This is a genomic window from Pseudocnuella soli (assembly GCF_004347775.1).
Classification (GTDB): Bacteria; Bacteroidota; Bacteroidia; order Chitinophagales; family Chitinophagaceae; genus Flavisolibacter; species Flavisolibacter aquaticus.
On the sequence record NZ_CP037755.1, the window covers coordinates 2,442,546 to 2,456,024 of the forward strand.

Here is a 13,479-nt window from a genome sequence, read left to right on the forward strand (position 1 = left end):
TAGAATGGTGTATTGGTGGAATTTTTTTATGAAGCTTATGCGCTCATGCAATGAAGTACCGTTGTAGCATGCTGATGCAACAAATAAAATGCAGCTTCTTTCTTCTTGATAAATTCCTTTGCGTACTCCGCGCCTCCGCCCCGCCGCCGCATGAACACTAATGCCGCACAGCGATCCAACCGCACAAGAGTGCGACGCAACCGGTGCCGCCCGGTGCACAGTTGCCGGATTACCAAAAAAAATATACCTTGATGCCCGTTCCAATCCTTTTGTAAAACATTAAACCAAGCAATCCTATGTTTTCTGCTAAAGAAAAAGCGACTGCAACTACGCAGCGCAGTCAAGCCGGTAATGCAACCCTTATTGCCGCAGGCACCACGTTCAAAGGCGACGTATCGAGCTCCAACGACCTCCGCATTGATGGCACCATTGTGGGCAATGTACATTGCGCAGCTAAAGTGATCATTGGCGCCGGTGGACTGGTGGAAGGTCATATTAACGGCGAGCAGGCCGAAGTAGCCGGGCGGGTGCAGGGCAACCTGACCATTAAAGAATTGTTGCAACTGAAAGGTGCCTGCGCAGTGGCCGGAAATATTGTGGCCGCCAAATTGCTGATTGAACCAACAGCTACCTTTAATGGCCAATGCCAGATGGGCGCCGCAGCAACAGCCGCCGCCCAGGTGGTGCACATGAATGAAAACGAAAAGCCCCTTGCCAAAGCAAAATAGCAACAACAAAGATTTGATGCGCTACGCCGGGCTGGCATCACAGTTGGCGGTATCCCTGGGTGTGGCCGTGTGGCTGGGCTACAAAGCCGACGGCTGGCTCGGTATGTGGTTCCCGGTACTGGTTTGGGTATTGCCTTTTGTAGTACTTTGCCTGCTGATTTATAAACTCATTCAGGAGACCTCCAAAAAGAAACAGGATGATGCATAGCAGGATGCGTGATTTTGCACCGGTAGTATTGCTTTTTATTATTTTAAATGCCTTGTTTGTGGCCGGCCGCAGCTGGCTGGAGGGCTGGGGCGCCGACCAGGGCGTGCTTATTGCCGGCAACCTGCTCTTGTTCCTGATCACGCTGTTTTCGTTTCTGATGGCCAAACGTGGCTTGGCCAATCCGAACCCGCACCGCTTTGTTCGCAGTGTGTACACCAGCATTTTGATTAAGCTGTTTGCCTGTATGATTGCGGCGGTAGTTTATATTGCTTCGTACAAGCAAGACCTGAATAAGCCTGCGCTGTTTACCGTGATGGGATTGTACCTGGTGTATACGTTCCTGGAAGTGTCGGTGCTGATGCGTATGCTGCGCAACAATAAGAACAATGGCTAAAAAGGAAGCGCCGCTACATGCATTGCAGCAGTTTTTGCCGCCGCAAACCCTGGAGCCGGTGCTGCACTACCTGCATCATTACAAGGTGCACCTAACGGTGGCGCGTGAACGAAAAACGATATTGGGCGATTACCGCCACCGAACCCGCACCGAGGCACACCGTATTTCGGTAAATGGTAACCTGAACCAGTATGCGTTCCTCATCACTTTATTACACGAACTGGCGCACTTGCTGACCTTTGAGGAATGGGGCGGCAGGGTGCAGGCACATGGCCGCGAATGGAAGACTACGTTTGGTAAATTGCTGGAGCAATTCATACAGCACGATATTTTTCCGGCTGATATAAAAGCCGCACTGTTGCGGTCACTGCACAACCCGGCGGCTTCCTCCTGTGCCGATGAAGTGCTGCTGCGGGTGCTGCGTGGATACGATAAAAAGCCGGATGGTGTTGTGTTTGTAGAAACGGTGGCCTTGGGCGCCTTGTTTCAAACAAGCGATGGCCGCGTTTTTAGAAAAGGCGTCAAAATGCGGAAGCGCTTTAAGTGCGAAGAAATAGCAACCAAAAGATTGTACCTGTTCAGCCCGGTGTATGAAGTAAAACTGGTGGATGAAACGGCCAATTGATGCAGTTAACTACAAACAGGGCCGCATCGCATCAATGAATATGGATGCAATTCTATTATTCAAACGTTATATGTAATTGTGGTGGCTCATTGCCTGCCGCCAGGTATAATTTTCCATTGTAGGCGCTGACTTTTTCTGCTAACATATTTTGGCTCAAAACAACGGCTCTTTGCGCTGCGTCAAAAGCATCGCCGTTGTCGCTTACAGAAAGCTCCAGTCCATTTTTTTGTTCGAGAAAAATAACTACTTCAGTCGCATTGGATTTTTGCGCCAGCACCTGCAACCATTGCTTCAATACGCGGATCACCAATACGGTAATATCAGTGTCTGTATCGCGATTGGCGCCAACGGCCTTAAAGCTGATGTTGAAGGAATAAGTATTGTGAACGCGTTGCAGAAAATCCTGTAACAGGTCTTTCACCTGCAAGTGTTGAAGCGTAGGCGGAGTAATATCGTAGGAAAGCTTACGTACATCAGTAAGCGATTTTTCCAGTTGAGCGATGGCTGTTGCTAACATGGGCGATGGAACCGGTTGCTGGGTTTCCACACAGCGCAGGTACATGATGCTCGATGCCAGCGTTTGCCCGATTTCTTCATGCAGGTTGTAAGAAATTTGCCCGTTCGATTGCGCATGTTCCTGCATCAGTTTGCGGAAGGCAGTTGTTTTTAACGCCACCAGTTCTTCGGCCTGTTGTTGCAAGAGCTTATTTTTCTTGTGTGTTTCCAACAATCGCGATGCTTGTTTTGCCAACAGGCTCAAAAGCTTTTTTTGATCGTTGGATAGCTGCCTCGGATGGCTATCAATAAGGCAAATCGTTCCCAACTTATTGCCTGCAGCCGATACGATGGGCGCACCTGCATAAAACCGCACTTTCAACCCGCCGGTTACAAACGGGTTTTGTGCAAACCGATCATCGCGGATAGTGTCATTGACGGTAAAAACATCATCCTGCAAAATGGCATGCGAGCAAAAAGCAATGTCACGCGGACTTTCGGTGCCATCCACGCCTTTTTTGGCTTTATACCATTGGCGGTCTTTGTCGATAAAAGTAATCAGCGACACGGGGCAGTTGCAGATCTGTGAGGCCAGTTCTACCAATTCATCGAAACCCGTTTCGGAAAAAGTATCCAGGATTTCATAGGAATATAGATCGTGCAGCCTGCACTCTTCACTGGCAGGTACTGTTGGTGTTATCATCTATGCGGTTAAAGCAGCAATTTAATTAATGAATCCGTTAGTTCGTTGTTAAGAAAAACATCCGGCTGCTTTGTTGAAAAAGCAAAAATGAAAACGCGGTTTTCGTTTAACACTAAGCGTTATAATGGAAGATTTTGTGTAAGCATCTAGCGTAAAACAGTTGACAAAATGCTGTTGCTTTACTTGCTTTTAAGTTATAGCGGTACGATTGTTCAAAGCAATTGACATCAATTGCTTTGAACATCTTGCTACCTGATGCATTTAAATAATAGATTAGGTTTATTTAAATTAAAACCTGCCTTTTTCTACATCCACCAAAAACATTTTAAGTGCGGCAAAATAATGCTCGGGATCATCCCACATGGTGTAGTGTGCGCCTTTTGGTGTGATGTGCACCCGCACTTTTGCCTTAGTCATTGCTTGCTGCATGTCTGTATAACCTTTAGCATACATATAATCATACGGTGCGCCAATAAGTAGTGTTTTTGTTTGCAGTGCCAGCAACGCTGTTTTGTAGTCCACTCGCTGATGCTGGCTTCTCAGGCGATCGAGATAGATATTGTCCTTTTTGCGGCGGATATGTTTTTCGTTGCGTACCAGGGGTTCGGGGTATGCATCGTTGGAGCGAAAATAAGTCAGCCTGTTCATCATGCTATCTAGCGCCGGGCCCACTTTGCGGTGCAAGGCTTTTGATACCGCCGTATCGGCCAGAGCTTTGCCGCTAAATACTGAGTCGATGACCGGGCGGGGATAAGCACTGAATTTAGCCAGCGCTTTTGTTTCGTTTAACCAAGCGTTCATCAGGCTGTCGTCGAATGCACGGAGTTGTTTTTCCTGCGAAAAATAATGACCGGGAACATTGGATAACACCAATCCCTTGATGTTCTTTCCATATTTCTGTGCATACAATTCGGCAAGCATACCGCCCCACGAGTGGCCCAACAAGTAAAACTTTTTCAGGCCTAACCCTTTGCGTACTTCTTCAACATGTTCTACAAATGCGTCAGGCGTGTATGCTGTGGAATCGAGCGGGTTGTCGGAAAAATAAGAACCCAACTGATCGTAGTAATAAATGGTAAAATCTTTTGGATTGAGGTGTTGCGGAAAGTTTTCAAAACCTTCGTGTCCATTTGCCGGGCCGCCATGCAGTAATAACAGCTTTATTTTTCCTTTGCCAATTTTTTGCGTGAACACACTGTATTTGCCGCCATGCACTTTAACCATCTTTACGCCGGGTTGTTTCATCTTAGCATGATAGACAGAATCTTTAGGCGCTTGTGCTTGTGCAAAAAGTGATAGGGTGCCGATCAGGAAAAACAATAAATGCTTCATAAAAAAATACGTGCAAGTTGTTTTCGTTTGCGTATAAATGGTACGCGGTAACCAATAAAATGTTACACAAGTGAAGAAAGAAAATTATGCTTTATATGCAATAGAAATTTGCTTGCTGTAAACGATTAGCAACAAGAATTGTCGCAAGAATAAATGAAAGTTTGATGTTTTATAATTGAACCAACATCCACAGCCCGCAACCGAAATGTCCGGAGTTGCCTATTGGCCCATCGAGGTATTTGAACCCTAATTTTTCGTATGCTACTAATGCATTGCGCAGTTCGGGCATCGTTTCCAAATACATTTTGCTAAAGCCTGCTGCACGTGCTGCTTCCATACATTGTTCAATCAATTGGCGGCCCAGGCCCAGTCCACGAGCTTCGGGGCGCAGGTACATCTTCACCAGTTCGCAGGTATCGGCTGGCAGGCCATCGGTAGGGTAGATGCCGCCACCGCCTAACAGACCATTTCCATTTTGGGCTACAAAGTATTGCGACCGCGGTGTTTGGAACAATTGGTATAATGCATCGGTGGTGGGATCGAAATAAACGGTGCCGGGTTTGTTGGCGCCAAACTCCTCCAGCGCTGAGCGGATGATCTTTGCCAGTGGCTCATTGTCCTGTGGTTCAATGTTCCTAATGGTTACGGTATTCGGTGCCTGTGTCATGGGTTAAATATAAGGTGGCGGGTAAATACAGACCAAATGCGTGTTTCGGGTTAATTATTAAAAATAATGATATTTGTTATAGGTGTTTTGTCTTAGAGAAGTTGAGGTATAAACCGTAAAAGTGTAAATGAGACACGCAATTTCTTTTTTGCCACTTTATTGTGCTGCATCTTTGATCCATCAAATATCCAAATCCAAAGAAAGATTAGCGTCCGACAATCCAAAAGAACAAACCGTTAATTTCCAAATCCACTGAAAGACTGAACAGGCCGATACCTTGTGAAAAAGTTAAACCGTCACGCGCCTGAAAAAATTACTCCCCGCTTTTGCGGGGAGTTCTATTTTATATAGGTCCCATTTTCTTAATTATTTGGCTGCGCCGCGTTAGCATTTCCATTTATGCTGATATTAAATACGGTTCCATCTGAATTACATTCAACACGCCACAATTCAGCCAATCGGTTTGTGTTTGTTTGCAAAATGCAAATCCGTGTGTCGCATAACGCTTGTGCATTTACCAAAGTGTACAATAAAAAAGCCACCCTTAAGGTGGCTTTTTTAGCTAAAGCAAAAAGTATGATTAAGCGGTAGCCAGTGCCTGGTTCACCAGCCCTGCTGCTTCTGACAGCTGGATGGCTGATTGCACTTTCAGTCCGCTTTCGTCGATCAGTTTTTTAGCTTCCTCGGCATTGGTGCCCTGCAGGCGTACAATGATAGGAATATCAATATTGCCCATGTTTTGGTAAGCATCAATTACCCCTTGCGCCACACGATCGCAACGTACAATGCCACCAAAAATGTTGATGAGGATGGCCTTTACTTTCGGGTCCTTCATGATGATGCGGAAACCAGCTTCAACGGTTTGTGCATTGGCTGTGCCGCCTACATCTAGGAAGTTGGCAGGCTCGCCACCACTCAGTTTGATCATGTCCATAGTGGCCATGGCCAAACCGGCACCGTTCACCATGCAACCTACGTTGCCGTCGAGTTTTACAAAATTAAGGTTGTATTTGCCGGCTTCAACTTCGGTTGGATCTTCTTCCGAAATATCACGCAGGTTGGCCAGGTCGGGGTGGCGCATCAGTGCGTTATCGTCGAGGTTCATTTTGCAATCCACCGCTACGATCTTATCATCAGCAGCTTTGAACAGCGGGTTGATCTCAAGCATGGCGCAATCGAGGCCAACGTATGCATTGTACAGGTTGGTTACAAACTTCACCATATTCTTAAAGGCATCACCTTTCAGGCCGAAGTTGAAGGCAATTTTGCGTGCCTGGAAACCCTGCAGCCCACCGCCGGGGTGTACCCACTCTTTGAAAATTTTTTCAGGTGTGTTGTGCGCTACTTCTTCGATGTCCATGCCGCCTTCGGTGCTGTACATGATCACGTTTTGCCCTTTGGCGCGGTCGAGCAAAATAGAGAGGTAAAACTCTTTGCGTTCGCTAGGACCATCATAATACATGTCCTGCGCAACCAAAATTTTATTCACCACCTTGCCGGCTTCACCGGTTTGGATGGTTACCAGGGTGCCGCCGATCAGTTTCTGCGAAACCTCGGTTACTTCATCCAGCGATTTGATCACCTTCACGCCGTTGATGCCGTTTTCGCGGATCTTACCCTTACCGCGGCCACCCGCATGAATCTGCGCTTTAATTACGGCAAACGAAGAGCCGTACTGGGTTTTGATCTGGCGGTAGGCTTCTTCCGCTTCGTGGGGTGTGCTGGCGGCGAAGCCTTCCTGCACCGGAACGTTGTATTTCTTCAACAGTTCTTTTGCCTGGTATTCGTGCAAGTTCATTCTCAAAAAAGTTTGGGCAAATATAAGATGATAGATGATAGATGGGGGAGGATAGTTGGGTGTGGTTAATTGGCAGTCGGGAGTTTAGAGTTGACAGTCTGTAGTTTGTACTTAGTCGTTAATGGTTTCTTTGAAGGTTTCTATGATTGCGATGAATGCCTTTTGCGTCCGCCCGTCATTGCGAGGCGCAGCGGAGCGATTGTGTTTTGGTAAATGTTCTGCGCCGAAGCAATCTCTGTCGATTTACAAAGAGCTATAGGAGGTATCAATTCATGCTGGAAAAAGGAGATTGCTTCGGCGCCCAAATGCTAAAATAAAATAAGCCACTACCGCGCCTCGCAATGACGGTGCGGTAGTGGCTCAGTAAAATATAAATAGGGCAATAGTAAAGAGGCTATGCCGGCTGCTTCATTCCGAAATCCGCAATCCGAAATCGTAAATCCCCTCATTCACTCGGTGGTATCAACGGCTCGTTGGCGTTGCGGATCATTTCTTCAATGTTGCGGTCTTCCGACTGGGGGATGTGGCCGGTTTCTTCAAGCATGCGCATGTCTTTCGCGTCTTTCAAAAAGTCGGATGCAAAAATGAAATCGTTCAGGCGTTCGTTTTTACTAAAGATGATGTCCTTGCTGTTGCCTTCCCATTCGCGTTCGCCCTGGTACATGTAAATGATATGATCGCCGATCTCCATCACCGAGTTCATGTCGTGGGTGTTGATGACCGTAGTAATCCCAAATTCTACTGTGATCTCCCTGATCAATTGGTCGATAAGGCCAGATGTTTGCGGATCAAGACCGGAGTTGGGTTCATCCACAAACAGGTATTTTGGGTTGAGTACAATGGCCCGGGCAATGCCCACACGCTTCATCATACCACCACTCAGTTCGCCGGGAAATTTTTTGTTGCTGCCGGTCAGGTTTACCCGTTCCAAAACCTCGTTTACCCGTTCCATTTTTTTCTTGCGGCTCCAGTTCGTAAACATGTCCAACGGAAAGATCACGTTGTCTTCCACATTCATCGACGAAAAAAGCGCAGAGCCTTGGAACAGCATGCCGATCTCTTTTCGGATCTCTTTTTTATCCTCTACCGACATTTCGGTAAAGTCCCTGCCGCCGTACAGAATATGCCCACTGTCGGGACGAAAAAGACCCACCAGGCATTTCATAAATACCGTTTTGCCACTGCCGCTCGACCCGATAATCAGGTTGCACATGCCGGGGTTCATGTTTACTGTAACACCTTTCAGCACTGCTTTGCCGTCGAATCCTTTGCGTAGGTCTTGTACTTCAATCATGAGGAAAGCTTTTAGCTTTTAGCTGCTAGCTATTTTATTTCAATCGGCTCAGCCGATAATCAAAAGCTATCAGCTTACTGCCCTTTTACAACAACAACGCCGCCAATACATAATCGGCCAGCAATATAGAAATACAGGTTACCACCACAGCCTTGGTTGATGCCCGGCCGATTTCCAGTGCGCCGCCTTTTACATGGTAACCATAATAAGCCGGTATGCTGGAAATAAGAAAGGCAAAGGTGTATGCTTTGATCAATGCAAAAAATACGTTGAAGGGCACAAATGCGCTGAGCAATCCTTTGTCGAAAATGGTGGGCGATACAATGCCGGTCATGGTAGAGGCAACACGGCCGCCATAAATACCGAGCACCATCGAAATCACTACCAGCATCGGAATCACTACCAGCGCCGCCAATATCTTCGGCATGATGAGGTAAGCCTTTGAGTTGACACCCATGATTTCCAGCGCATCAATTTGTTCCGATACCCGCATATTACCTAGCTCGCCGGCAATTTTAGAACCCACCACACCGGCCAGTACAATACAAACCAGCGTGGAGGAAAATTCAAGGATCACCGTATCGCGAACGATCTGTGAAATGGACTCGCGGGGAATGAGCGGCGACACTAATTGATAAGCAGTTTGCACCGCCGATACCGCACCAATGAAAAACGAAATAATGGCCACGATGGGCAGAGAGCCTATGCCTATTTCGGCACATTGGTGCATGAACTCCTTCCAGTACATTTTGGAGTTTTCCGGCCTGGAAAACATGCCGCCGATCATCAGAAAATATTTACCCAATTCGCTTAAGAACTGCATATACCATTAAGGGTTTGTAACTTGTTTGTTTCGTTTCAATCTTTTCCACCACGGCGAACGGCGCACCACTTCGTCGGTAGCAGTTTTGTTTTTGATTTGTGCATCCACAACGGCAATCACACTCATGTTTACAATGCTGCGCACCGAACTGCCCAGTTGCAGTACATGCACCGGCTTGTTTAATCCCAACAAAATCGGGCCAATGGCATCGGCGGCACCCAGCGCCTGCAGAATGTTGTACGTAATGTTGCCTGCAGCGAGGTTGGGGAAAATGAGGGTATTTACATCGCGGTCGACCAATTCGCTGAATGGATAGTTTTCCTTCATCAGCTCTTTGTTGAACGCGACCGATGCCTGCATCTCGCCGTCCACAATCAGGTTGGGCATGCGTTCCTTTACAATCCTGCGGGCGTCGGCCATCAGTCTTGCCTCGGCGCCGTCCGACGAGCCAAAATTGGAATAGGAGAGCAGTGCAATGCGCGGCTCAATGTTGAAATGCCGCACCTCGCGGGCTGCCAGCAGGGTAATTTCCGCCAGTTCCTCGGCTGTTGGATTGAAGTTTACCGTTGTGTCCGCCAAAAACAGCGGTCCCTTTTTGGTGAGCATCAGGTACATGCCCGCAATCTTGCGAACGCCTTCTTCCGTGCCAATCACCTGGATGGCCGGCCGGATAGTGTCTGCATAATTCTTGGTGAGGCCCGAGATCATTGCATCGGCATCGCCCATTTCCACCATCATGGCGCCAAAGTGGTTGCGATTGCGCATCACCTTCTGGCTTTCGTAAATGTTGATGCCTTTGCGTTTGCGTTTCTGGAAAAACACTTCGCTGTACGCCATCCGTTTGGGCCGCATTTCTTCACTCTTCGGATCAAAAATGGGCAGGCCTTCAATGTCAATTTTATTGGCAGCTGCAATGCGTTTTATTTTCTCCACATCACCCAGCAAGATCGGATAGGCCACGCCATCGTCGTACACAATTTGCGCAGCTTTAAGGATTTTGATATTATCGGCTTCCGCAAATACAATCCGTTTGGGATCGCGGCGGGCTTTGGAGCCTAGCACCCGCATCACCTGGTTGTCGAGGCCAAGGCGGCGGTTGAGTTCATTGGTATAACCCTCCCAATCCTGTATCGGCTTCAGCGCCACGCCGCTTTCCATAGCGGCACGGGCTACAGCCGGCGCTACCGTTGCCAGCAGGCGCGGATCGAGCGGTTTGGGAATAATATAGTCGGGGCCAAACGAAATGGTTTTGGTGTTGTAAGCGAGGTTTACCATATCGGGCACCGCAGTTTGCGCCAGTTCGGCCAAGGCCCGCACGGCTGCCAGTTTCATCGGTTCGTTGATCTGTCGCGAACGTACATCCAGCGCTCCGCGGAAAATGTACGGAAAGCCCAATACATTGTTTACCTGGTTGGGAAAATCAGTTCGGCCTGTCGCAATGATCACATCATTGCGTGCCGCTTTAGCTTCAAGGTATGGAATTTCCGGATCGGGGTTGGCCAATGCAAAAACCACCGGGTTTTTGGCCATGCTTTTTACCATTTCACCGGTCACTACATTGCTTACACTGAGGCCAACAAAAACATCTGCGCCACGCATGGCTGATGTAAGCGTGGCATCGGCAGAGGCGTTGGCAAAAGGCAGTTTGAATTCTTCAATGTCGGTGCGGCCGCGGTGGAGCGGTCCTTTGATATCAAATACATTAAAGTTTTCAGGCTTTGCGCCCAATGCTACATACAGCCGGATGCAAGCCATGGCTGCGGCGCCTGCGCCGTTTACCACAAACCGCACTTTGTCGATCTTTTTTTTCTGCAACAACAGTGCGTTGAGCAGGGCTGCCGATGAAATGATGGCGGTGCCGTGCTGGTCATCGTGCATTACCGGGATGGAACATTGTTCCTTCAGTGCTTTTTCGATATAAAAACATTCCGGCGCCTTAATGTCTTCGAGGTTGATGCCGCCGAAAGTGGGCTCCAGTGCTTTTACGATCTGCACAAATTTCTCCGGGTCTTTTTCGTTGATCTCGATGTCGAACACATCGATGTCGGCAAAAATTTTGAACAGTACGCCTTTTCCTTCCATCACGGGCTTGGAGGCCTCCGGGCCAATATCGCCCAAACCCAGAACGGCTGTTCCGTTGGAGATCACTGCCACAAGGTTTCCCTTGGCTGTGTATTTATAAACTTGTTCGGTATCGGCATGAATTTCTTTGCAGGGTTCTGCTACTCCCGGCGAGTAGGCCAGCGACAGGTCGCGCTGGGTTTTCGCCTCTTTGGTGGGCACTACTTCTATTTTCCCCGGGCGGCCCTTGGCATGATAATCTAGGGCATCCATTTTCCTTGAGTCTTTCTGCATACAGGTTTATTGATCCAATGCCCTTTCCGGTGACGACGGTGCCATGCAACAGGACCGGGCAGCAAATTAGCAAGCGGTTAAATATAAAGCGTGCAAGGTACGAAGAAATGAAAAGGCGCATTCAAAGATGGGCGGCCGACTAATGTTTAGCGTATTGAGAGTTTTCTATTCAATTAAAAAATGCTCGTTCAATGTTGTCGTATATTATTGTGCAATAATATTCATTGTTGCTGCGTACACTTCGACACCGCTCATACCAATTACTTGCATTTTAATAATAATCTGCACTACTTTGGTTCACCAAGCTACCGCTATATGGACACATTCGTTTTACAAACACATAACCTTTCACACCATTTTTCCGGCAACCGGCCTGTATTAAAAGACATTAGCCTGCAGGTGCCGCAAGGCGCTATCTATGGATTTTTGGGTCCAAATGGTGCCGGCAAAACTACTACGCTGCGCCTGGTGCTGGGGCTGCTCTCGGTACAGCAAGGCAGCATCAGCATTTTGGGCCAGGACCTGAAACAACACCGCGAAGCAGTGCTGCGGCAGGTGGGTTCGCTGATCGAACAACCATCGCTGTACGGGCATCTCACCGCCAAGGAAAACCTGGAAGTGTACCGGCGTATTTACAATGTGCCTAACATCCGCATTGCGCAGGTGCTGCAGCAAGTAGGTTTGGAAAATACCGGGAGCAAAAAAGCAAAGCAATTTTCACTGGGCATGAAACAGCGCTTATCCATTGGCGTAGCATTGCTGCACCAGCCTAAGTTTTTGATATTGGACGAACCAACCAATGGCCTCGATCCCAATGGTATCATTGAAACGAGGCTGCTGATACAGCAACTCAATAGTGAAGAAGGCGTAACCATCCTGGTGTCGAGCCATATTTTGGCCGAAGTGGAAAAAATGGCCACGCATATGGGCATCATTCACCAGGGTGCACTCTTGTTCCAGGGTACGCTGCGCGACCTGCAGGCAATGAAGCAAAAGCAGGCATTTGTGCAACTGGAAACCAGCGACAATGAAACGGCGCTGAACCTGCTGCAGGCCTTTGCGCCACAGCGCCAAAATGGTCACCTGCTGCTGCCCTTCACCTCGCGGGGTGATGTGGCCGCCGCCAACCGGCTGTTGGTGCAGGGCGGCATTGATGTATACCACCTTGAGCAGCGCCACAACGACCTGGAACAAATGTTTATCGACCTTACAAACGAAGCCAAATGACCTTTGCCAACTCTTACCGATCGGAACTGCTTAAAACAAAACGCACTGCCTCATTTTGGCTAAGCCTGTTGGGTGCTGGTTTTATTCCAGCCATTTATTTAATTGCTTATATTCTAAAGCCGGATGGTGCTTCAAGGCAATTGGGCGAAGCGCCCTGGAATGTGCATTTTTTTATGGGTTGGCAGGGCGTGGGCTTTTTCCTGTTGCCCATGTTTGTGGTGTTGCTTTGTGCGCTGGTAACGCAGATTGAATTTAAAAACAACACCTGGAAGCAGGTGTATGCGTCGCCGCAAAGCTATGGCCAGATCTATTTTTCAAAGTTGCTGATCATCCATACGATGATCATATTTTTCTTTATTGCTTTCAATTTATTTATGCTCGGTACCGGCATTGTTTCGGCGCTGGTGCATAAGCAACTGGCATTTTTGAAAAGTAGTTTTGATGTACAAAAGCTAGTGGAGTTGAATGCCAAAATGTACATTTCAACTATGGGCATTGCTGCCATTCAGTATTGGCTGTCGCTCCGTTTTAAAAATTTCATTGTGCCGATGGGCATTGGCCTTGCACTGTTGATTGCGGCAATTGTAGCTACCAACCTGGGATGGGAGCACATTTACAAAGTGCCTTTTGCACAGCCCGGCCTCACGCTGCGCTATGTTTCGCAGCCGGTAAAAGGCTGGCTGCAACCGCATGAATGGAACAGCATTATTGCGTTCGTAATTTTTACGATTGGCGGCTTTTTAGACGTGATTTATAAAAAGGAAAAAGGCTAATGAGCAAAAACAGTTTGACATAACAAAAGAGGTGTTCTGAACAGAACACCTCTTTTG

13 protein-coding genes are annotated in these 13,479 nt (G+C 47.9%); 6 read left to right on the forward strand and 7 right to left on the reverse strand.

Going from position 1 to position 13,479, the window contains the following annotated elements:
- Positions 1-296: 296 nt before the first annotated feature.
- From EPD17_RS10040 to EPD17_RS10055, 4 genes are read left to right on the forward strand one after another with little or no spacing between them, the layout of a single operon-like run.
- The gene (locus EPD17_RS10040; RefSeq protein ID WP_114236852.1) at positions 297-728 is read left to right on the forward strand and encodes a bactofilin family protein; all 432 of its coding nucleotides are present in this window, start codon (positions 297-299) and stop codon (positions 726-728) included.
- Positions 712-936, forward strand: coding sequence for an AtpZ/AtpI family protein (locus EPD17_RS10045; protein ID WP_165929587.1), 225 nt, complete (start codon positions 712-714; stop codon positions 934-936). The genes EPD17_RS10040 and EPD17_RS10045 overlap by 17 nt, the downstream gene beginning before the upstream one ends.
- Positions 926-1,330, forward strand: a complete 405-nt coding sequence (locus EPD17_RS10050) for a hypothetical protein (RefSeq protein ID WP_132053883.1) — start codon at positions 926-928, stop codon at positions 1,328-1,330. Before EPD17_RS10045 ends, EPD17_RS10050 begins: the two co-directional genes overlap by 11 nt.
- Complete coding sequence (locus tag EPD17_RS10055) at positions 1,323-1,955, forward strand: SprT-like domain-containing protein (protein WP_114236849.1); 633 nt, start codon at positions 1,323-1,325, stop codon at positions 1,953-1,955. The genes EPD17_RS10050 and EPD17_RS10055 overlap by 8 nt, the downstream gene beginning before the upstream one ends.
- Positions 1,956-2,010: 55 nt before the next feature.
- On the opposite strand, the gene EPD17_RS10060 is transcribed toward EPD17_RS10055, so the two are convergent.
- The 7 genes from EPD17_RS10060 to EPD17_RS10090 all read right to left on the reverse strand — a co-directional run bounded on the left by EPD17_RS10060 (position 2,011) and on the right by EPD17_RS10090 (position 11,422).
- Positions 2,011-3,153: a GAF domain-containing sensor histidine kinase gene (locus EPD17_RS10060; RefSeq protein WP_132053884.1), complete on the reverse strand. Its 1,143-nt coding sequence runs from the start codon at positions 3,151-3,153 to the stop codon at positions 2,011-2,013.
- Between the two features lie 288 nt (positions 3,154-3,441).
- Complete coding sequence (locus EPD17_RS10065) at positions 3,442-4,485, reverse strand: alpha/beta fold hydrolase (protein WP_132053885.1); 1,044 nt, start codon at positions 4,483-4,485, stop codon at positions 3,442-3,444.
- A 169-nt stretch (positions 4,486-4,654) separates the two neighbouring features.
- Entirely contained in the window at positions 4,655-5,152 is a 498-nt protein-coding gene (locus tag EPD17_RS10070; RefSeq protein ID WP_132053886.1) for a GNAT family N-acetyltransferase, read from the reverse strand.
- Positions 5,153-5,732: 580 nt separating this feature from the next.
- The gene (gene sucC / locus EPD17_RS10075; RefSeq protein WP_132053887.1) at positions 5,733-6,950 is read right to left on the reverse strand and encodes an ADP-forming succinate--CoA ligase subunit beta; all 1,218 of its coding nucleotides are present in this window, start codon (positions 6,948-6,950) and stop codon (positions 5,733-5,735) included.
- Between the two features lie 445 nt (positions 6,951-7,395).
- A complete protein-coding gene (locus EPD17_RS10080) occupies positions 7,396-8,244 on the reverse strand; it encodes an ABC transporter ATP-binding protein (RefSeq protein WP_114236845.1) in 849 nt (282 codons plus the stop codon).
- Positions 8,245-8,329: 85 nt separating this feature from the next.
- On the reverse strand, positions 8,330-9,067 hold the full coding sequence (locus EPD17_RS10085; RefSeq protein WP_114236843.1) for an MlaE family ABC transporter permease: 738 nt from the start codon (positions 9,065-9,067) through the stop codon (positions 8,330-8,332).
- A 6-nt stretch (positions 9,068-9,073) separates the two neighbouring features.
- Positions 9,074-11,422, reverse strand: coding sequence for an NADP-dependent malic enzyme (locus EPD17_RS10090; protein ID WP_132053888.1), 2,349 nt, complete (start codon positions 11,420-11,422; stop codon positions 9,074-9,076).
- 315 nt (positions 11,423-11,737) lie between these two features.
- Here EPD17_RS10090 and EPD17_RS10095 point away from each other — a divergent pair, with 315 nt between their 5' ends.
- Both EPD17_RS10095 and EPD17_RS10100 read left to right on the forward strand, forming a co-directional pair.
- Positions 11,738-12,649 (forward strand): ABC transporter ATP-binding protein, encoded by a 912-nt coding sequence (locus EPD17_RS10095; RefSeq protein WP_132053889.1) that lies wholly within the window; start codon positions 11,738-11,740, stop codon positions 12,647-12,649.
- A complete protein-coding gene (locus EPD17_RS10100) occupies positions 12,646-13,422 on the forward strand; it encodes an ABC transporter permease (protein WP_114236840.1) in 777 nt (258 codons plus the stop codon). The genes EPD17_RS10095 and EPD17_RS10100 overlap by 4 nt, the downstream gene beginning before the upstream one ends.
- The last annotated feature ends 57 nt before the right edge of the window (positions 13,423-13,479 follow it).

Excerpts from the sequence above, each read along its gene's own strand:
- EPD17_RS10040 (WP_114236852.1), top strand. The coding sequence starts at position 297 with ATGTTTTCTGCTAAAGAAAAAGCGACTGCAACTACGCAGCGCAGTCAA.
- EPD17_RS10050 (WP_132053883.1), top strand. The coding sequence starts at position 926 with ATGATGCATAGCAGGATGCGTGATTTTGCACCGGTAGTATTGCTTTTT.
- EPD17_RS10055 (WP_114236849.1), top strand. The coding sequence starts at position 1,323 with ATGGCTAAAAAGGAAGCGCCGCTACATGCATTGCAGCAGTTTTTGCCG.
- EPD17_RS10060 (WP_132053884.1), bottom strand. The coding sequence starts at position 3,153 with ATGATAACACCAACAGTACCTGCCAGTGAAGAGTGCAGGCTGCACGAT.
- EPD17_RS10065 (WP_132053885.1), bottom strand. The coding sequence starts at position 4,485 with ATGAAGCATTTATTGTTTTTCCTGATCGGCACCCTATCACTTTTTGCA.
- EPD17_RS10070 (WP_132053886.1), bottom strand. The coding sequence starts at position 5,152 with ATGACACAGGCACCGAATACCGTAACCATTAGGAACATTGAACCACAG.
- sucC (WP_132053887.1), bottom strand. The coding sequence starts at position 6,950 with ATGAACTTGCACGAATACCAGGCAAAAGAACTGTTGAAGAAATACAAC.
- EPD17_RS10080 (WP_114236845.1), bottom strand. The coding sequence starts at position 8,244 with ATGATTGAAGTACAAGACCTACGCAAAGGATTCGACGGCAAAGCAGTG.
- EPD17_RS10085 (WP_114236843.1), bottom strand. The coding sequence starts at position 9,067 with ATGCAGTTCTTAAGCGAATTGGGTAAATATTTTCTGATGATCGGCGGC.
- EPD17_RS10090 (WP_132053888.1), bottom strand. The coding sequence starts at position 11,422 with ATGCAGAAAGACTCAAGGAAAATGGATGCCCTAGATTATCATGCCAAG.
- EPD17_RS10095 (WP_132053889.1), top strand. The coding sequence starts at position 11,738 with ATGGACACATTCGTTTTACAAACACATAACCTTTCACACCATTTTTCC.
- EPD17_RS10100 (WP_114236840.1), top strand. The coding sequence starts at position 12,646 with ATGACCTTTGCCAACTCTTACCGATCGGAACTGCTTAAAACAAAACGC.